Genomic DNA, 20,755 nt, shown 5'->3' on the forward strand with positions numbered 1-20,755 from the left:
GGAGCGACACACGAGGTTCGAACTCGTGACCTCAACCTTGGCAAGGTTGCGCTCTACCAACTGAGCTAGTGTCGCATCAACAACGTTTCCGCTGTTTAGGGCTGCGAATTATAAGAGCATTTTTTTGTGATGCAAGTCCTTCCTTCAAAAAAACTTTATTTTTTTACTGAACGACGAAAAAGCAATCAAAAGCGATATAAATTACAACAATTTGGATCGCAACTTTAACAGTTAAATCTTGAAAATAGTACCTCGATAGTACTTAAGTTCTGCGATGGACTCACGAATGTCGTCCAAGGCCAAATGTGTTCCCTGTTTTGTGAACCCATTTAGCACCTCAGGTTGCCAGCGACGTGCTAGTTCTTTAAGAGTACTAACGTCAACATATCGGTAATGGAAGAACTCTTCCAACTCAGGCATATGCTTGTATAAAAAGCGACGATCCTGCCCAATGCTGTTACCACATATTGGCGACGCCCCTTTTGGCACCCATTTTTCTAAAAATTCAATGGTTTGTGCGACTGCGTCTTGTTCTGAGATTTGACTGTTTCGAACGCGCTCCACCAAACCGCTTGCCGTATGCGTATTAGTACACCAGTCGTCCATTTTCGCCAGTTCTTCTTCCGGCTGATGAATCGCTAACACTGGACCTTCAGCCAAAATATTTAGTTCGCTATCCGTGACAATAGAAGCAATTTCGATGATTTTGTGCGTTTCAGGATCAAGCCCTGTCATCTCTAAATCAACCCAAATTAGGTTTTGATCGCTAAAGGACATGGTTACGCCGCCTATTTGTTTATCGATAAAAGAGGTACTATACCTCAAAATACGAGAAACACGATACTCATACACGGAGCCAAGAGTACGGCTCAACCATTTGAGTAAATTCACATAAAGTACAGAATTGTGGCAAAGAAGAAAAAGTTAACCAAAGGTCAGGTGCGACGCGTACGTAGCAACCAACAAAAGCGTTTGAAGAAGCAAGAAGATTCCATTCAGTGGGATGAAAACATGCTAGGCGCCAGCAAGCAAGGTCTCGTGATCACTCGTTTTGGTCAGCACGCGGACATTGAAGACCTTGAAACAGGCGAAATTCAACGCTGTAACCTCCGCCGTGGTATTGAGTCTCTAGTATCTGGCGATCGTGTTTTATGGCGCGAAGGATTGGAGTCTATGGCGGGCATCTCTGGTGTTGTTGAAGCGGTAGAACCTCGCTCTTCAGTGCTCACTCGTCCAGATTATTACGATGGCCTAAAACCCGTTGCAGCCAATATTGATCAAATGGTCATTGTCTCTTCGGTATTACCAGAGCTATCGCTAAATATTATTGACCGCTATCTCGTTGCATCAGAAACACTGAATATTGCGCCATTGTTGGTCTTAAATAAGGTCGACCTTCTAGAAGCCGATGACCGTGCAATGTATGAAGAATGGCTCAAAGAATATGAACGTATTGGCTATAAAGTGCTTCTGGTCAGCAAGAAGTCTGGAGAAGGCATTGCTGAACTAGAAACCCTGCTGCGTGATCGAATTAATATCTTTGTTGGTCAATCAGGCGTAGGGAAATCCAGCTTAGTCAACGCGTTAATGCCGGAACTAGAGAGCGAAGTGGAAGAAGGCGAAGTCTCTGAGAACTCTGGCTTGGGCCAACACACCACGACGGCTGCACGTTTATACCACATTCCAACGGGTGGCGATTTGATCGACTCACCTGGAGTACGTGAATTTGGTCTTTGGCATTTGGAAGCAGAAGAAGTAACAAAAGCATTCGTTGAATTTCGACCATATTTAGGCGGTTGCAAGTTCCGAGATTGTAAACACAATGATGACCCAGGCTGCCTTCTACGTGAAGCTGTCGAGAACGGGGAAATTAACGAAACTCGCTTTGAAAATTATCATCGTATTTTGGAAAGCATGGTTGAAAACAAAGCAAATCGTCAGTATTCACGTAATAAAAAAGCCGATCTGTAATTGAGTTAAGGCTGTAACTGTGTAAAAAGTCTTCACCTAATACTGACAAGCAAATTAAATTTCAGTAACATCACGCGCCCTAAAGCGCGAATCTAACAGAAGTATCGGAATTAAAGATGGACAAGTTTAAAGTTGGACTGCAGTACTGGATCCCACAACACGGCCTCACTCGCCTAATGGGTAAACTGGCTTCAGCAAAAGCTGGCGGTCTAACAACAGCAGTTATTCGTTGGTTTATCAAACAATACAATGTGAATATGGATGAGGCAAAGCACTCAGATCCTAAGCATTTTAAAACGTTCAACGAGTTTTTCGTTCGTGAGCTAAAAGAAGGCGCACGCCCAATTTCTGAAGGCGAAAACGTCATCACTCATCCAGCCGACGCTTGTGTTAGCCAGTTTGGCCCTATTGAAGATGGTCAACTTATCCAAGCAAAAGGTCATCACTTCTCAGCACAAGAATTGCTGGGCGGTGACGCGAATTTAGCTGACGAATTTAAAGATGGTTCTTTTGCGACATTGTACCTATCTCCGCGCGATTACCACCGTGTACACATGCCATGTGACGGCACTCTGCGCCAAATGATTTACGTACCAGGTGACCTGTTCTCAGTAAACCCTCTGACAGCAGAAAACGTACCAAACCTATTTGCACGTAACGAGCGTGTGGTGTGTATCTTCGATACTGAGTTTGGTCCAATGGCACAGGTGCTTGTTGGTGCGACAATTGTTGGTAGCATTGAGCAAGTATGGGCTGGCACGATCACTCCGCCTCGTGGAAACACTGTCTACAAATGGGATTACCCAGCAGAGGGTGACAAGGCCGTGATCTTGAAAAAAGGCGAAGAGATGGGCCGCTTCAAACTGGGTTCTACTGTTATTAACCTGTTTGCCAAAGACGCGATTGAGTTTGACGCAAGCATGGAAAACGGTAAGCCAACCGTTATGGGCACACCTTACGCCTTGAAAAAATAAGTAAAACAACGTTAAAGAGCCCTTTATTAAGGGCTCTTTTTATTGATAAAAAGCAAAACTCCGTTCGAAATTTAGCCTCTATTTCTCAAACTCATACCTGCCTCTAAGACCCTCATTCCACAATCAATTATCCTGCGCTTAGAATGAATATTTAGAGGGGCAGCCAATGCCAAAGATGAGTGTAAACACGTTGGCGAAATTGCTGGTGTGCTTTTTAATTCCGCTCGGTGTTTTGATGATGCCGATCGATGCTATTCCTATTGACGATCTCACTTTAATTCAGCATCGCCTGTTGGCTATTTTTCTTCTTGCTGCCCTACTTTGGGTTCTCGAGCCGGTTCCCGTTTTTGCTACGTCCATTCTTATTATCGCTCTTGAACTGATCATGATATCGGATAAAGGTTTGCATCTATTTCGCAATCCACCAGCGGGGCATGATTTAGGAGAGTTAATTGCTTACACCGATATTTTCTCGGCCTTCTCTTCACCGATCATTATTCTTTTTATGGGTGGTTTTGCTCTCGCGATTGCGGCTTCCAAATACGAGCTCGACAACAACCTCGCCCGAGTGCTATTAAAACCATTCGGCACACAACCTAAGTTCATAATGCTGGGCTTGATGTTAATTACCGCCGTTTTTTCAATGTTTATGTCCAATACTGCCACGACCGTGATGATGCTAGCCCTGCTTGGCCCCATCGTCGCTTCAGCACCTAAAGGGGATTTAGGCATTAAAGCACTGGTGTTGTGTATTCCAATTGCCGCGAATACAGGCGGCATTGCGACTCCGATAGGCACGCCACCTAATGCGATAGCGCTTCAATATCTCACTGGAGAAAACGCGATAGACTTCCTATCGTGGATGACAATGGGTCTACCCTTTGTGTTGGTACAACTCACTGTAGCTTGGTTCTTGTTGCAAAAGCTGTTTCCGTCTAGCGAACCAGAAATGAAACTAAAGCTAGATGGTACATTCAAAAGGAGCTGGCGTGCGATCGTCGTCTACATCACTTTTGCACTAACCATTGTGCTTTGGATGACAACGAAAGTGCATGGCATGAATACATACGTTGTCGCGATTATCCCACTAGCAGTGTTCACGTTAACGGGCATTATGGGAAAAGAAGAGCTCAAGCTGATTAACTGGGATGTTTTATGGCTGGTTGCCGGTGGTATAGCAATTGGTATTGCCTTAGACAAAACGGGCTTAGCCGAAGCATTAGCGCACGCCATTGATTACAGCCTGCTATCACCATTTGCCGTTGTTTTAGCCCTATCGGTAGTGTGTTGGTTAATGGCGAACTTTATGTCTAATACCGCAACAGCAAACTTATTGATGCCTATTGCTGCCGCTATTGGTACATCAATGCCAAGCCTTATTGCGGTTGGTGGCCTACAAGGTTTACTGGTTGTCGTCGCCTTCTCCGCATCACTTGGCATGATCTTACCGGTTTCCACACCACCAAACTCTTTGGCTTATTCAACAGGCCTCATCGAGAGCAAAGACATGACGAAAGTAGGCCTGATTCTCGGTTTGATTGGTCTACTTATCGTGTATGGCGCAGTTTTGGTACTGTTTTAATCGAAGAGCTCCATGAAAAAGCGTGTTGTCATGGAGCTGCTCTCCAGCTACTGCCCTTACAGAGCGGCTTTTACATCCCATAAATTTCGTGCATATTAAGACTCCTCTACTCTACAAGGACGTCGACACATCATGGGTTACGAATGGCTTGCTTTATGCGCCGCTTTTCTGTGGGCAGTTTCTAGCCTAATTTCGGTCATTCCTGCACAACACCTAGGCGCTTTTTCTTACAGCCGCTGGCGCATGGGCTGTACGGCCGTGATCTTATCAACAATGGCCTGGATAACTGGCGGCTGGTTAACGGTTTCTTGGGAACATGTAACGCCAATGATGGCCTCAGGACTGATTGGTATTTTTATTGGCGATACCGCTCTATTCGCGTGTTTGAATCGTATGGGGCCAAGACAAGCCGGGTTACTCTTCTCTTGCCACGCCGTGTTCTCTGCCATCTTGGGCTACTTCTTATTTAGCGAAGTCATGACCACAATAGAACTACTGGGCGCATCATTGGTATTTAGCGGCGTGGTGATGGCGATATTCTTTGGCCGAAGAGGTCAAGTGAATAACGTCTTGGAAGACATTAAAGGTAACATCTGGGTAGGTATTGGACTTGGCTTAACCGCAGCAATGTGCCAAGCATTGGGAGGCATTATCGCCAAGCCAGTAATGCAAACCAGTATTGACCCAGTTGCGGCTTCTGCTATTCGAATGATCAGTGCCTTTTTCGCCCACAGCATGTTGTTAGTTCTAGGGGTCAAAGTCGCTCGCTCGACGCAACACATTACTTGGCGCGTATTTGGTATTACTGCCCTTAATGGTTTCTTGGCGATGGCCGTCGGCATGACGCTAATCTTATACGCACTGCAAGAAGGAAATGTAGGTATGGTTGCACTTCTATCTTCAACCACGCCAATTATGTTGCTACCACTGCTCTGGATTTACACTAAACGCCGACCAAACCGATTTGCATGGTTGGGCGCAGCCCTAGCTGTGATTGGTGCTGGCATTTTGGTTCAGTAACCTTACAGACCAGCCCTTACTGCCAGATACAAAAAAGCCCGAGTTTAAACTCGGGCTTTTGTCATTCGGAGCCGTTAGTTAATTATTTAACTAGTACTTCACCCGTCATTTCTGCTGGGATTTCTAGACCAGCTAGAGAAAGCATGGTTGGTGCAAGGTCAGACAGTTTACCGCCTTCTTTGAATTCAACCGCTTTGTCACCTACATAGATTAGAGGTACTGGTAGGTTAGTATGAGCAGTGTGGATGCCGCCAGTTTCAGGGTCGAGCATCATTTCTGCGTTACCGTGGTCCGCAGTGATCAATAGTTGACCGCCAACTTCTTTGATTGCTTCAACCACTTTACCCACACTTTCATCTAGAGCTTCGATTGCTTTCTCAGCCGCTTCATAAACGCCAGTGTGACCAACCATATCTGCGTTCGGGTAGTTACAGATGATGGTATCGAACTTACCAGACTTGATAGCCGCAACCATCTTATCTGTTAGTTCTGGAGAGCTCATTTCAGGCTGCATGTCGTACGTTGCAACTTTTGGTGAAGCAACCAATTGACGCTCTTCGCCTTCAAATTCGTTCTCAACACCACCGTTGAAGAAGAAAGTCACGTGTGCGTATTTCTCTGTTTCAGAGATACGTAGCTGAGTTTGACCTTGTTTAGATAGCCACTCACCGTAAGTGTTTTCTAGAGACGCAGGTGGGAATGCGATAGCTAGAGGGATATCAGCCGCGTATTGAGTCAGCATCACAAAGTTGATTGCTGGGAATACTGCACGCTCAAAGCCGTCAAACGCAGGAACGAATGCACGAGTGATTTGACGTGCACGGTCAGCACGGTAGTTCATGAAGATAACCGCATCACCATCTTGCATGATTGCGTCTTCTTGACCTTCCGCTTTGATAGCTGTTGCTTTAACGAATTCGTCGTTTTCTTCACGAGCGTAAGCCGCTTCTAGACCTGCAACTGCCGTTTCTGCTGTGAACTCAGCTTTAGCTTGAGTTAGAAGATCGTAAGCAACTTGGACGCGATCCCAGTTGTTGTCACGGTCCATTGCGTAGTAACGACCTACTAGAGAAGCAACGCGGCCTTTACCTAGTTTCGCAAATAGGTCTTGGAAACGTTGTAGTGAGTTTTCAGCACTACGTGGTGGTGTGTCACGGCCGTCTAGGAAGCAGTGTAGGTAGATTTTCTCTGCGCCACGCGCCGCTGCCATTTCAACTGCAGCGTAAATGTGGTCTTCGTGAGAGTGAACACCGCCTGGAGACATCAGGCCCATGATGTGTACTGCTTTTTCAGCTTTCACAGCAGAGTCGATTGCTTCAACTAGCGCAGGCGTTTGTTCGAACTCACCATCAGCAATTGATTTAGTGATACGAGTCAGGTCTTGGTATACAACGCGGCCTGCACCAATGTTAGTGTGACCAACTTCAGAGTTACCCATTTGACCATCAGGAAGGCCAACATCCATGCCTGAAGCAGAGATTAATGTGTGTGGGTTATTCGCAATCAGAGCATCCATTACTGGTGTTTTCGCATTCGCAATTGCGTTACTTGCTGTGTCTTCACGGTAACCGTAACCGTCAAGGATAACTAGAGCCAGTGGCTTCTTAGCTGACATAGTGATGACCTCATCAAATTTAAGTAACTTTTGGCGTAGGGCCTCGCTGCCCTATCTAACCTTGAAACAAAACTAGCGTAATTTTACTACACTTTTTAACCAAAACTGTAGGTTAAGATCAAATAATGTTTGCGATTTATTGTTGCTATCTTACAAGTTAAGCGAACAACGAGTCAGTGCCGACAATCGTGTTCCACAAGCATAGTCATTTCTAATACGCTTTGTACACCCCAGTCTAAGTTCGGTTTTCTTACGCTTCTCATTCTTATTTTTGCACTTGAAACAGCGCTAATTTAAAGCAACATCAAACAAGATGGGTTAATACCTATTGTTCTCTTTTCTCAGTAAAACAGAAGTCACTTAAACCGATAAGTCCAATAGGCAAAAGCAATCAAGCTACCAGAGCGAAATGTACGGATAGTAAGGGCATAAAGGGTTTATAGAGATCTCAATTATTCGTTAGAAAATTTTAACCCTCTCGCCTAAGAGCCGTAACCTCGCTATACTCCTGCTTTATTTTTCCGCCAACAGCGTAAGAGCTCAAGACATGCAAGAGTACATTGAATTTTTCCAACAGAACATGATTCTATCTTTGGTTTGGGTAGGTCTTCTTGTCGCCTTTATCATGAACATCGTGAAGTCAGCGACAGCCGCATACAAAGAAATCAACGTAAACCAACTGACTCATCTTATGAACCGTGAAAACGGCGTTGTAGTGGATATCCGTACCAAGGACGAGTTCAAAAAAGGTCATATCACCGACTCACTTCACATTTTACCGTCAGACATCAAAGCGGGTAACTTGGGTAGCCTTGAAAACCACAAATCAGACCCAATCATTGTGGTATGCAAGACAGGACAGACCGCTCAAGAAAGCGCAAACCTATTAGTAAAAGCTGGCTTCGAAAACGTGAGCCTACTAAAAAATGGTTTGATTGCGTGGAACGAAGCGAACCTGCCGTTAGTTCGCGGTAAAAAGTAGGAACGTGGCAAGAACGAAAGTTCGCGTTTAAACGCGCTTTTACCAAGCCTCGCGGACAAAAAACTGAGCAAATTGAAAGCAGTTGGAGCACTAAGTTGTGACGCTTTGCACGTAATACACGCTTCATCTAGTCAAGGTAGATTGGCTCAGTTAGTCTCAGGACATACCAGTTTTCTGAGCTTAGACGTTTCTAGGCTCAACAAATATTGATTTAAGGATTAAAAAATGGCTGAAGCAGCACCTCAAGACGCACAACAAAACTTCGCAATTCAACGCATCTTCCTAAAAGACGTTTCTTTTGAAGCGCCGAACTCTCCAGTAATTTTCCAGAAAGAGTGGAACCCAGACGTTAAACTAGACCTAGACACTCAAAGCCGTGAGCTTGGTGAAGGCGTTTACGAAGTTGTTCTACGTCTAACCGTTACTGTGAAGAACGAAGAAGAGACTGCGTTCCTATGTGAAGTTCAACAAGGTGGTATCTTCACTGCTGAACAAATGGAAGCTGGTCAACTTGCACATTGCCTAGGCGCATTCTGCCCGAACATCCTATTCCCATACGCTCGTGAAACTATCTCAAGCCTAGTCGTTAAAGGTACGTTCCCTCAACTGAACCTAGCGCCAGTAAACTTTGACGCGCTATTCATGAACTACCTACAACAGCAAGCTCAACAAGGCGAAGCTGAAGCGTAATTCACGTTTTATAAGTGACGAATAGCTACAGTGCTGACGTCACCGACTCAAATAAAATGCACAGAGCGTCTACCATCCGATGCAATGTGCATTTTTTATTTCTGACAAAAGTTCCTAGTTCCTAATCGCCAGAAGGCGTAAAATTTGACGATTAGGAACTAGATTCTACTAGTAGCAAGACAATTAGGCGGTAGCATGACACAAGCAAATACAAACAATGCTTACGGTAAAGACATCGCAATGACTGTGATTGGCGCAGGCTCATACGGCACCTCTTTGGCAATCTCACTCGCTCGTAACGGCGCGAACGTTGTCCTTTGGGGACACGAGCCAGAGCACATGGCTCGCCTAGAAGCAGACCGAGCTAACCATGCCTTCTTACCAGGTGTTGATTTCCCTGAAAGCTTGATCATTGAATCGGATTTAGAAAAAGCCGTTCAAGCAAGCCGAGATTTGTTGGTTGTGGTTCCAAGCCATGTCTTTGGCATCGTGCTAAACAGCTGTAAACCATTCTTGCGCGAAGACTCTCGCATCTGTTGGGCAACCAAAGGGCTTGAACCTGAAACGGGGCGCCTGCTGAAAGACGTCGCTTATGACATTATCGGTGAAAACTACTCACTAGCAGTATTGTCTGGCCCAACGTTTGCGAAAGAGCTCGCAATGGGTATGCCGACTGCAATCTCTGTTGCGTCTCCAGATTCTGAATTTGTTGCGGATCTACAAGAAAAAATCCACTGTAGCAAAACCTTCCGCGTATACGCCAATAGTGACTTTATTGGTATGCAATTGGGCGGCGCTGTGAAAAACGTTATTGCGATTGGTGCGGGTATGTCTGATGGTATCGGTTTTGGCGCCAATGCTCGTACCGCATTAATTACTCGTGGCTTAGCTGAAATGAGTCGCCTTGGTTCTGCGCTGGGTGCACAGCCAGAAACCTTTATGGGCATGGCGGGTTTAGGCGATCTTGTCCTGACATGTACCGATAACCAATCACGTAACCGACGCTTTGGCTTGGCATTAGGCCAAGGTAAAGACGTTGATACGGCTCAAGAAGAAATTGGTCAAGTGGTTGAAGGTTACCGCAATACAAAAGAAGTATGGCTACTTTCTCAACGTATGGGTGTTGAGATGCCGATAGTTGATCAAATTTATCAAGTATTGTATCAAGGAAAAGATGCGCGCTTAGCAGCGCAAGATTTACTTGCTCGTGACAAAAAAGCCGAAGGAAAGTAGCAATCTACCGCCCTTTGCAGCTCATCTGAGAAAAATTGAAGTTGTCGGGTCACGGAAGAACCACTCTGGATATTGAGAATGAAACACTGCGAAAAACAAAAAGTCTGGAACAAAATTGTCTCAGAAGCCCGTGAAATGTCAGAACAAGAGCCTATGCTGGCGAGCTTCTATCATGCCACCATTATCAAGCATGAAAGTTTGTGTGCCGCTCTGAGTTATATTCTGGCTAATAAATTGAACACCGCTTCCATGCCAGCGATGGCTGTACGTGAAGTGGTTGAAGAAGCCTTTGCAGCTGATCCAACCATCACTGACGGCGCGGCTTGTGATATTTGTGCCACGGTCAATCGCGACCCTGCTGTTTCAATGTACTCAATGCCATTGCTGTACCTAAAAGGCTATCACGCACTGCAAGGCTACCGAGTAGCAAACTGGCTATGGAAGCAAGGTCGTCACGCTCTTGCGACTTACCTACAAAATCAGATTTCGGTAGCATGTCAGGTCGATATCCACCCTGCAGCGCGCATTGGTAGTGGCATCATGCTCGACCATGCAACAGGCATCGTGATTGGTGAAACTGCCGTGGTCGAAAACGACGTGTCTATACTGCAAGATGTCACCCTTGGTGGTACTGGTAAAGAATGCGGTGATCGTCACCCGAAAATTCGCGAGGGTGTGATGATCGGAGCTGGTGCAAAGATTCTTGGCAATATCGAAGTCGGTGAAGGCGCGAAAATCGGATCTTGCTCTGTGGTATTGCAAGCCGTGCCTCCTCACACAACGGTGGCTGGCGTGCCTGCAAAAATCGTCGGACGTCCAAAAACGGACAAACCCTCTCTCGATATGGATCAAGGCTTTAACGGCAAGTCGCAAAGCTTTATCCATGGAGATGGTATTTAATCGTCAACAAACCTTTTTGACAACAACGTGGTAGGTAACTCTCAAGTGCGAAAAAAAAATCACCCTGTTCTACGCTCGGCTATTTTATTAACTTGTGCTTTATCTGCCACTTATCCCATTACCTCCTCTGCTGTGAGTCAGCAAGAGCTCAAAGGCGTATCCAGTGAGATAAGCCGTCAGCGCAAATCGCTCTCTTCCCAAGAAAAGCAGCTCAATGAGTTACAGAAATCACTAAAAGATCAAGAGCTTGGTATTTCTAAGCTTGAGCGTGAAATACGACAAACCAAGTCTAACCTCGCACAAGCAGACAAAAACATAGAAAACCTGGAAGAGAAAATTGCCTTGCAAGAAGCACAGCGTCAAGAGCAAGAAGAAGAACTCAAACAGCTGCTGCAAACGTATTACGTAACCGAGCGAGCGAAGGCCAATGGTCACTTGTTAAATCAAGGTGTGGAAGAAGACCGCATGAGCCAATACTTCCAGCATTTAGCTAAAGCACGTGCTGAAGTGATTGATGCGATCACCAAAATAACCCAAGAATTAGCGCACAACAAAAACCAGCTCGAGCTAGAAAAAGAGCAAATCGAGACTCTGCTCAAGCAGCAATCCGAAAAACGTACAGCGCTAGCGAGTACACAATCCAAGCGTAAGCAAACCCTGAATAAAATTCAGAGCAGTATCAAGAATGACAAACGCTACTTAGCCGAGCTGCAACGCAACGAAACCCGTTTAAAAGCAGAGATCGCCAAAGCAGCGAAGCGTAATGCGGTGCCAATGGACGGACTCGGCAAACAGCGCGGTAAGTTGCCTTGGCCACTCAAAGGCAGTGTGTTACACAACTTTGGTACGCGACAAACTGGGCAGGTAAACTGGAAGGGTATGGTGTTGTCTGCCAACTATGGTCAACAAGTGAAAGCCGTTTATCCTGGTACTGTCGTATTTGCTGAGTATCTGCGCGGATACGGTTTAGTGGTACTGCTCGACCACGGCAAAGGTGACATGACCCTCTATGGTTACAACCAAGCCTTAACTAAAAAAGAAGGCGACCGAGTCACCGCCGGCGAAGTGATTGCTCTCGCGGGTGATACAGGTGGTCAAGACAGGCCATCGCTGTACTTTGAAATTCGTCGTAATAGTGAAGCGCAGAATCCGAAATCTTGGTTAAAGCGCTGATTATCTGACTTATTGACTTGTCATAAAAAAGGAGCCACTCGGCTCCTTTGTTGTATTCATGTTTTGGAAAATGCTATGCGTAGTAGGTTTCTACCGCATCAATAAAAGCATTCACATCATCTTTGCTTAACGCGTTGATTCCTGCCGCCGCCTCTCGCCCCCCACCTGTCGGGAACTGACCACACACGGCCACGGCACCTTGTTTATTGTTTAACGGGGCACGGAGTGAAACCGTATAAGTACCATCTGCATTTTCAGTAAGTACCGCATGCGCAGAGTCAGGGGTTTGGTTTGCTAGCCAGTTGCCATAAACACCACTGATTCGGCGTGATGCCGCCGTGTTTGGTAACTCAAACAACTTCAGCTTACCGCTCTCATGCATGGCAGGCACTGCGAGAGCCGCCTCCATGTCTTGTTGGTAAGCCGATTGCAATTGGTAGTATGGCGAGGCCGTATCTTCAATAGCTTCAAATGGTGACATGTACTTCAGCAAAGCTCGGTACAGCTCCGCAGGATGAAAGTGTAAATCTTCGACTTTCGAGCCGTAGCCGTTGTAGTTAATTAAAGTACCCAGCTCTTTTAGCTGCTCTTTCTGTTGCTGCGACAAGCCCGCGTTATTCGCTAACTCATTGGCTTTAGCAATCATGTTATCGCCATAAGCCGCCGTAATCGCCCAGTCATGAAAACGCCCATCAAGCAACTTATCGACAATCAACGCCGTGCACATGTTGGCATCGAGATCGATGTGCGCATCCAAATTACCATGCTGAGGAATGTCACCAGCTTTGTGATGGTCGGCGTAAAAGACGTGCGCGCCTTGAGCCAAAGCTTGCTCTAGACCTGCCATGTTCTTTTCCATCGAAATGTCTAACACAGTCAGCTCATCACCCGCTTGCACGTCTACTTTTTCCACCAGTTTGATGTCGCGCTTTACACCGGTTATTAACTGGGCATCGACAGGATCAGCCAAACGTAATTGCAGAAGAGCAATGATGCCATCAGCATCACCATTAAAAATGTCGTAATTCATGGGGCGATAGTTCCTTTATCGAGAATCTTATCCCTGCAAGGGTTTTTAGCGTATGGGACTATTGTGCGTGGCATATTTGACAAGTCAACTCGAGCCACGACTCGAAAATGAGAGTGACTCTCGAAATATTAAGCAGTTTGACGTTTAACTGTGTAGATTGCTAACCGCATCTTCTAATAACAGTAGCTGCTCTAAGCCCTGCTCAGTTGCTAATGGCTTAACGACATTAAGCATCTGCAACATCCCTTGCTTCACCATTTGTTCGGTAATGTTGGTTTTTGAAGCCATCGCGGATTGATACGCCAACCAACTACACGCAATCAAGTGCAATGTACATACCAATGACTTCAACTGTTGTTGATCGACATTCAACAGCTTCATCGTTACGAACTCTTGCATAATAGCAATGAGGTTCGCTTGCAGCTTCTCTTGCACATCGATGTACTGTTCGTGTAGCTGTTCATCTCGTGACAAGATTTCTGGTAAGTTTGCGTAGAAAAAGCGGTATTTCCACATCAAGGTAAAAATAGAGTCTAGGTAGCTCTTCAGCATAGTCAGGCTCTCTTGCGAACCTTGAATAGGGGTAAATCTTTCTAAAAGTTCTGCTGAATAAAGCGCAAAGATCTCACGAACGATTTCTTGCTTATTGCGGAAGTGGTAATACAGATTACCAGGGCTAATTTCGATGTGATCGGCAATGTGATTGGTGGTGATGTTGCGCTCACCATGTTGGTTGAACAACTCCAGTGCCGCGTAGACGATTTTGTCGCGCGTTTTCATTGTTATCGTGTTCCCTCTTCATTAACGAATCGAGTATAGCGACTTCACCAACCTAGGTCGATAGAGGCTCCAAATACGGTAACATAACAGACCAGTTAAGATGCCAGTTGAGTTGGCGACAAGGTCTAACCAAGAAGTTTGTCGCCCTACATACCCTTGCAACCACTCAATAACGGCGCTGAATAGCAAAATACTAATCGCCACCGCCCAACGTTGACGCCAACGCCACACACAAAAACAACCTAAAAACGCAAAGCCGCTGTACGCCATAGCGTGCTGCATTTTGTCGAGATACGCGATATTGCCCCAGTCTTGCAGTTTACCTGAACTCAGAGATAAAAAAGCGATCAATATGGCGTAGCTAAAGATGACGAAACGTGCAGCCGTCAGGTTCATTGGACGTCCTTATGCAATTGGAAATGGAAAGGCCGTCACTTGATCAATGTGGTCACAGCCTAGCGCCAGCATGATCAAACGATCGATACCCAACGCGACCCCTGCACAATCTGGCAACCCTGCTTCCAGTGCAGAGATCAGATGATAATCGATCGGCTGTGGTTTTAAACCCATTTCGATACGCTTTGCGTTATCTTGTTCAAAGCGCGCTAATTGCTCTTTCGGGTTATCCAGTTCATGAAATCCGTTCGCCAGCTCTATCCCCTTAAAGTACACTTCAAAACGATCCGCGACGCGATGATCTTGAGGATTGATTTTCGCAAGCGCCGCCTGTGATGCAGGGAAGTCGTACACAAAAGCCGGCACGTCCTGACCAATTTTGTTTTCTACTCCCACGCTAAATAGTAGTTGCAGCAGCGTATCGCGATCTTCTTCTGGCTCAGCGATGTCACTCAAACCCAGCTTGCTTGCCGCCGCTTTCAGCTCAGTCATCGAGCCTTCCAGTGGACACACACCCAATACATCAATGAAGGCTTGCTGATACGTCATGCGCTGCGCTGCGCCACACTTCAATACCAGCTGCAACAGGTCATCCATTTCATCCATCAATTTATGATGGTCAAAGCCAACGCGATACCACTCCAACATCGTGAATTCAGGGTTGTGGTAGCGACCATTCTCTTCATTACGAAATGCTTTGTTGATTTGATAAATACAACCGCTGCCCGCAGCCAAAAGGCGCTTCATATGGAACTCTGGGCTGGTCATAAAAAACAGCTTACTGCCATCGGCATAGCCTGGGCCAACAAACTCGGTTTGGAAAGTATGCAAATGAATGTCAGTCACGGTTGCGTGACTCATGGCTGGCGTATCGACTTCCATCACCTGTCGGTCAGCGAAGAATTGTCGAATCGACGCGATTAACGTCGCACGTTGACGAAGTTGGTCAATGGAAGCAGTAGGTTGCCAGTTGGTTTGCATAACAAGTCTCTCAAACTTTAATTCAGCGAGGAAAGTCTCATTCTACATGCTTTTTACTCTTCAAGAAGAGAGGAATATCCCTTCTTCTTTTTACTAATGTGCTCGCCAATTTGAGGCAAGCATTACTCGTGCCGCAGAACAAAAAACACTCAGTTAAAATCCTATTATCCATGCGGTTAATGTCGCGCAACACAGGTTTAACATCCTTAATGTTAATGCTTGAGGGCCAAAACCTCGATGCCGTGATAGCAGTCACATAACCTATAAATTCTATGCCCTTAAGTGCATTACCGAAGCAAAAACCCAATTACATCAATTTTTCTACCATGTGGCTCATCTACACTAACCCTACTACTTTTGGGGAGTTCTTTTTAAAGAGCGCCTCGTAATGACAATAACAAGCGGATTTCCGCAATCACACACTGGAGGATAACTGTGCAAATTATCACCACAGATATCGCAGTCATCGGCGCAGGCGGCGCTGGTCTTCGTACTGCTATTGCAGCGGCTGAAGCAAACCCAGACTTAGAAGTCGCTCTGATTTCTAAAGTTTATCCAATGCGCTCCCACACGGTCGCTGCAGAGGGTGGCTCAGCAGCAGTTATCAAGGATGAAGATAGCTTAGACAACCACTTCAACGACACTGTTGGCGGTGGTGACTGGCTATGTGAACAGGATGTTGTTGAATACTTTGTAGAGAACGCGACTCGCGAAATGATCCAAATGGAGCAATGGGGTTGCCCATGGAGTCGTAAAGAGAACGGTGAAGTCAACGTACGCCGCTTTGGTGGTATGAAGGTTGAACGTACTTGGTTCGCTGCAGACAAAACTGGCTTCCACATGCTTCATACGCTATTCCAGACATCAATGAAGTACAGCAACATCAAACGTTTTGATGAGTACTTTGTGGTGGATCTGCTTGTTGATGAAGGCGAAGTTCAAGGTCTGATTGCTATTCACATGTCTGAAGGCGAGCTTGTTACTATCAAAGCAAAATCTGTTGTTCTAGCAACAGGTGGCGCGGGCCGTGTTTACCACTGTAACACCAACGGCGGTATCGTAACGGGCGATGGTATGGCAATGGCTTACCGTCACGGCGTTCCTCTACGTGATATGGAATTCGTTCAATACCACCCAACCGGTCTTCCTGGTACAGGTATCCTGATGACGGAAGGTTGTCGTGGTGAAGGCGGTATCATCGTTAACAAGAATGGCTACCGTTACCTACAAGATTACGGTATGGGCCCTGAAACTCCAGTTGGCCAACCGAAGAACAAATACATGGAACTGGGTCCTCGTGACAAAGTTTCTCAAGCTTTCTGGCACGAACAACAGAAAGGCAACACCATCAAACACCCACTGGGTGACGTGGTGCACCTAGACCTTCGCCACCTTGGTGAAGAGTACCTACAAGAACGTCTGCCGTTCATCTGTGAGCTAGCAAAAGCTTATGTAAACGTGGACCCTGCAAAAGAGCCAATTCCAATTCGTCCAACCGTTCACTACACCATGGGTGGTATTGAAACGGACGGCGGTTGTGAAACTCGCATTAAAGGCCTATTCGCGGTAGGTGAATGTGCATCTGTTGGCCTTCACGGTGCGAACCGTCTAGGTTCAAACTCACTGGCTGAGTTCGTGGTATTTGGGCGCGTAGCGGGTGAAAACGCAGTGAAACGCGCGGCAGAATTCAAAGGTTGGAACGACGCGGCAATTGACGCGCAAGTCAAAGCCGTTGAAGAGCGCATCGCGAAACTGATGAACCAAGAAGGCGACGAAAACTGGGCAGAAATCCGCACAGAAATGGGCCACACCATGGAAGCAGGCTGTGGTATCTACCGCCAAGAAGATTTGATGCAAGCGACTATCGACAAAATCACTGAGTTGAAAGAACGCTACAAACGCATCAGCATCAAAGACAAAGGTAAAGTGTTCAACACAGACCTTCTATACGCAATCGAAGTGGGTTACGGCCTAGAAGTCGCAGAAGCGATGGTTCACTCTGCGATTCTACGTAAAGAATCGCGCGGCGCGCACCAGCGTCTAGACGACGGTTGTACAGAACGTGATGACGTAAACTTCCTAAAACACTCACTTGCTTTCTACAAGCCAGAGTCAGCACCAAGTATCGATTACAGCAATGTGACCATCACTAAGTCACAACCAAAAGCTCGTCTATACGGTGAAGCAGCAGAAAAAGCCGCGGCTGAAGAGAAGAACGCAGAGGAGCAAGCATAATGTCAGCAAATCGCATTCAAAAAGTAGACATCCTGCGTTACGACCCAGAAAAAGATGCAGAACCATACAAGCAAACATTCGAAGTACCATTCGATGAAACCATGTCTGTGCTTGACGCACTTGGCTACATCAAAGATCACCTAGACAAAGATCTGTCTTACCGTTGGTCTTGCCGTATGGCGATCTGTGGTTCTTGCGGCATCATGGTGAACAACGTACCGAAACTTGCTTGTAAGAGCTTCCTACGTGACTACCCAGACGGCGTGACTATCGAGCCTCTAGCGAACTTCCCAATCGAGAAAGACTTGATTGTTGATATGACGCCATTCATCGAGCGCCTAGAAGCAATCAAACCATACATCATTGGTAACGATCGTAAACCAGAAGACGGTACGAACTTGCAAACGCCAGAACAGATGGCGAAATACAAGCAGTTCGCTGGCTGTATCAACTGTGGTCTGTGCTATGCCGCATGTCCTCAGTTTGGTCTTAACCCAGAGTTCATCGGTCCTGCTGCACTAACGCTAGCCCACCGCTACAACCTAGACAGCCGTGACAACGGTAAAGATGAGCGCATGAAGCTTATCAACGGTGAAAACGGTGCTTGGGGTTGTACGTTTGTTGGTTACTGTTCTGAAGTTTGTCCGAAGAACGTTGACCCAGCAGCGGCAGTAAACCAAGGCAAAGTGGAGTCTTCTATGGACTTCGTGATTGCTATGTTGAAACCTGATGGTTCACCAAAGAAAGTGGAGGCATAAGGATGAGCAATCGTAAACCTTACGTTCGTGAAGTAAAACGCACTTGGTGGAAGAACCATCCTTTCTACCGCTTCTACATGCTACGTGAAGCGACGGTGCTTCCATTAATCCTATTCACTCTGTTCCTAACTTTCGGTTTAGGTTGCTTGGTGAAAGGTCCTGAAGCATGGCAAGGTTGGTTAGCGTTCATGGCGAACCCAATCGTCGTCGCAATCAACATCGTTGCACTACTCGGTAGCCTATTCCACGCTCAAACTTTCTTCAGCATGATGCCACAAGTAATGCCAATTCGTTTGAAAGGCAAACCCGTGGACAAGAAGATCATCGTATTGACTCAGTGGGCCGCGGTTGCGTTCATCTCACTGATCGTTCTCATCGTGGTGTAAGGAGCTGAGCAATGAAACCGAATTATAGTGTAAACACATCACCAAAACGTTCTGATGAGCCAATCTGGTGGGGTCTGTTTGGCGCAGGTGGTACTTGGTTCGCGATGATCACGCCAATCACTGTTCTTGTGCTAGGTATCTTGGTCCCACTAGGCGTGATTGATGCAGAAGCGATGAGCTACGAGCGTGTCTCTGCATTCGCAACCAGCATCATCGGTGCGCTATTCATCATTGGCACGCTAGCATTGCCAATGTGGCATGCAATGCACCGTGTACACCACGGCATGCACGACCTTAAGTTCCACACTGGTGTGATTGGTAAAATTGCATGCTATGCATTTGCAGGCCTCATCACTGCACTAGCAGTTATCTTTATCTTCATGATTTAAGAGACTGACCAAAAAAGAAAAAGCTGGCTAAATGCCAGCTTTTTTATTGCTTTGGGTTACCCATGATCTTTTTGCTTTTTAAGCTTTTGACCACCCATGATCTTATTGCTGTGCGACCTTCTTTGTCTGGTCCATAAGACCCAGAGCACCAAAGCCAGTAATCACATCTAGGTTTGTTTTCAAGCCCGTTTCGTCACTTCCACCAATGTAATTTTGTGGCATCTGAACTTGGAAGTTTTGCAAATTGTTGTACAGCGAGTTCGCTACGTCTCGATTCAATTCTGCCAAGTAAACTTCACGGTTTGCTCCTAACGCCGCATACTTACCTTTTAGGACTTCAGATTCTGCGCGACCTTTCGCTAATATCGCTTTCGCTTCAAACTCAGCAGAAAGTGCGTTCGCTTTTTGAATCGCTAAGTTAGCCTCTGCGATAGCTAGCTCTTTCTCCTTCTCGACTTCAGCAAGTCGTTTGGTTTTTTCCACTTCAACGATTTCACGCTCTGCAATCTGACGTGCAACTTCCACTTCTTTTTGCTGAGCAATAATTGCGAGTTCTTTACCACGCTGGGCGTCTTGCACCTCACGTGTTCGTTGAATCTCTTTGCGTAACTGCTCGGTCTCTGCCTGTGCTTTCGACGTTTCTTGTTCCTGAATCGCGCGAATACGATCCGCCACTAAACGTTTTTTATCTGCCAATAGCTGATCTAATTGCTTTTCTGGCTGCGGGTCACCAATGGTCACCTGCGTCACTTGAATACCGTATTGTTGTAACGGATTGTCTTGACGAATTGGTTGCCCGGTTTTGTCTACGACAGGCACGGTTTTCCATACCAGTTGATTGGTGCGCTGTAATTGGTTCGGATTGGCTTGATTCGCCCCAACAGGCGCAAGATCCAACTCTTCCACTTCGACCTGACGTCGCTCTGTTAGATAAATCCCCTCTCGTAACTGATCGCCAAGTTTCGATTTGAATTGGTTCAAACCACCTTGGAAAAACTCTTCACCCGTGTATTGGGTTGCGGTAATCACCGTTACGTTACGTGCGTTCTTTACAAGCAGCGCATCGATCAAGTTACTGTTGTTGCGGAACTCTTTGTGCATCTTCTTCACCGCTTCAGGGTCATTACTGAGCTTAAAGCGGAATGTTACGGGGATCTGACCAATATAGGTGTCGGCAAATCGAACCTGAATCGCATCAAGGCGTTGATAAAAATCTTCGCCCTTGCTGTTACCGAATGACACGGTGATCACTTGGTCATACTTGGTGATTTTGGACAGAAATGGCATGCGAAAATGAATGCCAGGTTCAGTAAACACATCCAACTCACCAGTAATATTATTCTGATGCACGTAGCTGTAACCCGCATCGGTCATCAGCACCGAGCTATTAATCGTTAAGCCTATTGCCAACAGCGGTACGCCAAATACGGCTGCTTTTAATCCTTTATGTAGTAACTGACGTCTTTCTTCCACCTTTAAACCCCTTCCTAAACCTCTGCTTTCCATTTTGTTCTCCTTTTTGGATTGTTACTGAGTTAAATCGATAAAAATCAGATTGCTATGCAACTCAGCGACAAGTACTAATGTATCAAAATGTTACATTAAGGAATAATCGACAGATTCATGGAATAAATAAGATTTTTACGAATAATACAAAATC

Annotated in this window: 20 protein-coding genes and 1 tRNA gene; 13 read left to right on the plus strand and 8 right to left on the minus strand. The window is 46.1% G+C overall.

The features are described 5' to 3' along the window. Nucleotides 1-2: 2 nt before the first annotated feature. A tRNA-Gly gene (locus tag R7Z50_RS21605) sits at nt 3-75 on the minus strand. A 156-nt stretch (nt 76-231) separates the two neighbouring features. Then, nucleotides 232-777: an oligoribonuclease gene (gene orn, locus R7Z50_RS21610; RefSeq protein ID WP_017635574.1), complete on the minus strand. Its 546-nt coding sequence runs from the start codon at nt 775-777 to the stop codon at nt 232-234. Between the two features lie 129 nt (nt 778-906). Between orn and rsgA the strand changes: the two genes are divergently transcribed. The 4 genes from rsgA (at nt 907) to R7Z50_RS21630 (ending at nt 5,547) form a co-directional block, all read left to right on the plus strand. Next, complete coding sequence (gene rsgA / locus R7Z50_RS21615; RefSeq protein WP_005386419.1) at nt 907-1,971, plus strand: small ribosomal subunit biogenesis GTPase RsgA; 1,065 nt, start codon at nt 907-909, stop codon at nt 1,969-1,971. A 116-nt stretch (nt 1,972-2,087) separates the two neighbouring features. Continuing rightward, the gene (gene asd, locus R7Z50_RS21620) at nt 2,088-2,945 is read left to right on the plus strand and encodes an archaetidylserine decarboxylase (protein ID WP_005381465.1); all 858 of its coding nucleotides are present in this window, start codon (nt 2,088-2,090) and stop codon (nt 2,943-2,945) included. A 166-nt stretch (nt 2,946-3,111) separates the two neighbouring features. Further along, the gene (locus tag R7Z50_RS21625; RefSeq protein WP_318077773.1) at nt 3,112-4,527 is read left to right on the plus strand and encodes an SLC13 family permease; all 1,416 of its coding nucleotides are present in this window, start codon (nt 3,112-3,114) and stop codon (nt 4,525-4,527) included. Nucleotides 4,528-4,659: 132 nt separating this feature from the next. Continuing rightward, the gene (locus tag R7Z50_RS21630) at nt 4,660-5,547 is read left to right on the plus strand and encodes a DMT family transporter (RefSeq protein ID WP_005381469.1); all 888 of its coding nucleotides are present in this window, start codon (nt 4,660-4,662) and stop codon (nt 5,545-5,547) included. A gap of 82 nt (nt 5,548-5,629) precedes the next feature. On the opposite strand, the gene gpmM is transcribed toward R7Z50_RS21630, so the two are convergent. Then, the gene (gpmM, locus tag R7Z50_RS21635; RefSeq protein WP_318149254.1) at nt 5,630-7,162 is read right to left on the minus strand and encodes a 2,3-bisphosphoglycerate-independent phosphoglycerate mutase; all 1,533 of its coding nucleotides are present in this window, start codon (nt 7,160-7,162) and stop codon (nt 5,630-5,632) included. Nucleotides 7,163-7,709: 547 nt separating this feature from the next. On the opposite strand from gpmM, the gene R7Z50_RS21640 reads away from it, so the two are divergent. The 5 genes from R7Z50_RS21640 to R7Z50_RS21660 all read left to right on the plus strand — a co-directional run bounded on the left by R7Z50_RS21640 (nt 7,710) and on the right by R7Z50_RS21660 (nt 12,140). Beyond that, entirely contained in the window at nt 7,710-8,144 is a 435-nt protein-coding gene (locus R7Z50_RS21640; protein WP_005386415.1) for a rhodanese-like domain-containing protein, read from the plus strand. A gap of 225 nt (nt 8,145-8,369) precedes the next feature. Next, on the plus strand, nt 8,370-8,834 hold the full coding sequence (gene secB / locus R7Z50_RS21645) for a protein-export chaperone SecB (RefSeq protein WP_005386410.1): 465 nt from the start codon (nt 8,370-8,372) through the stop codon (nt 8,832-8,834). Between the two features lie 195 nt (nt 8,835-9,029). Further along, nucleotides 9,030-10,067 (plus strand): NAD(P)H-dependent glycerol-3-phosphate dehydrogenase, encoded by a 1,038-nt coding sequence (gene gpsA / locus R7Z50_RS21650; RefSeq protein ID WP_054577183.1) that lies wholly within the window; start codon nt 9,030-9,032, stop codon nt 10,065-10,067. Nucleotides 10,068-10,145: 78 nt separating this feature from the next. Then, nucleotides 10,146-10,967, plus strand: a complete 822-nt coding sequence (cysE, locus tag R7Z50_RS21655; protein ID WP_005381475.1) for a serine O-acetyltransferase — start codon at nt 10,146-10,148, stop codon at nt 10,965-10,967. Between the two features lie 27 nt (nt 10,968-10,994). After that, on the plus strand, nt 10,995-12,140 hold the full coding sequence (locus R7Z50_RS21660; RefSeq protein WP_165935397.1) for a murein hydrolase activator EnvC family protein: 1,146 nt from the start codon (nt 10,995-10,997) through the stop codon (nt 12,138-12,140). Nucleotides 12,141-12,213: 73 nt separating this feature from the next. On the opposite strand, the gene R7Z50_RS21665 is transcribed toward R7Z50_RS21660, so the two are convergent. The 4 genes from R7Z50_RS21665 to epmA form a co-directional block, all read right to left on the minus strand. Further along, nucleotides 12,214-13,170 carry an acetyltransferase gene (locus R7Z50_RS21665; RefSeq protein WP_065274935.1) on the minus strand — a complete coding sequence of 319 codons (957 nt, stop codon included), beginning with the start codon at nt 13,168-13,170 and terminating at the stop codon, nt 12,214-12,216. A 144-nt stretch (nt 13,171-13,314) separates the two neighbouring features. After that, nucleotides 13,315-13,950 carry a TetR/AcrR family transcriptional regulator gene (locus R7Z50_RS21670; protein WP_005381480.1) on the minus strand — a complete coding sequence of 212 codons (636 nt, stop codon included), beginning with the start codon at nt 13,948-13,950 and terminating at the stop codon, nt 13,315-13,317. A 21-nt stretch (nt 13,951-13,971) separates the two neighbouring features. Next, nucleotides 13,972-14,346, minus strand: coding sequence for a VanZ family protein (locus tag R7Z50_RS21675; protein WP_213896509.1), 375 nt, complete (start codon nt 14,344-14,346; stop codon nt 13,972-13,974). 9 nt (nt 14,347-14,355) lie between these two features. Then, complete coding sequence (gene epmA, locus R7Z50_RS21680; RefSeq protein WP_005381485.1) at nt 14,356-15,327, minus strand: elongation factor P--(R)-beta-lysine ligase; 972 nt, start codon at nt 15,325-15,327, stop codon at nt 14,356-14,358. A 435-nt stretch (nt 15,328-15,762) separates the two neighbouring features. On the opposite strand from epmA, the gene frdA reads away from it, so the two are divergent. From frdA to frdD, 4 genes are read left to right on the plus strand one after another with little or no spacing between them, the layout of a single operon-like run. Beyond that, nucleotides 15,763-17,562, plus strand: coding sequence for a fumarate reductase (quinol) flavoprotein subunit (gene frdA, locus R7Z50_RS21685; protein WP_005381487.1), 1,800 nt, complete (start codon nt 15,763-15,765; stop codon nt 17,560-17,562). After that, nucleotides 17,562-18,320, plus strand: coding sequence for a succinate dehydrogenase/fumarate reductase iron-sulfur subunit (locus R7Z50_RS21690; protein ID WP_005381489.1), 759 nt, complete (start codon nt 17,562-17,564; stop codon nt 18,318-18,320). Before frdA ends, R7Z50_RS21690 begins: the two co-directional genes overlap by 1 nt. A 2-nt stretch (nt 18,321-18,322) precedes the next feature. Continuing rightward, nucleotides 18,323-18,706 (plus strand): fumarate reductase subunit FrdC, encoded by a 384-nt coding sequence (gene frdC, locus R7Z50_RS21695; protein WP_005381491.1) that lies wholly within the window; start codon nt 18,323-18,325, stop codon nt 18,704-18,706. Nucleotides 18,707-18,717: 11 nt separating this feature from the next. Beyond that, nucleotides 18,718-19,095: a fumarate reductase subunit FrdD gene (frdD, locus tag R7Z50_RS21700; RefSeq protein ID WP_005381493.1), complete on the plus strand. Its 378-nt coding sequence runs from the start codon at nt 18,718-18,720 to the stop codon at nt 19,093-19,095. 102 nt (nt 19,096-19,197) lie between these two features. On the opposite strand, the gene R7Z50_RS21705 is transcribed toward frdD, so the two are convergent. Next, the gene (locus R7Z50_RS21705; RefSeq protein ID WP_005386397.1) at nt 19,198-20,601 is read right to left on the minus strand and encodes an SPFH domain-containing protein; all 1,404 of its coding nucleotides are present in this window, start codon (nt 20,599-20,601) and stop codon (nt 19,198-19,200) included. Nucleotides 20,602-20,755 lie beyond the last annotated feature (154 nt).

It is taken from the genome of Vibrio sp. 1249-1 (assembly GCF_033340495.1).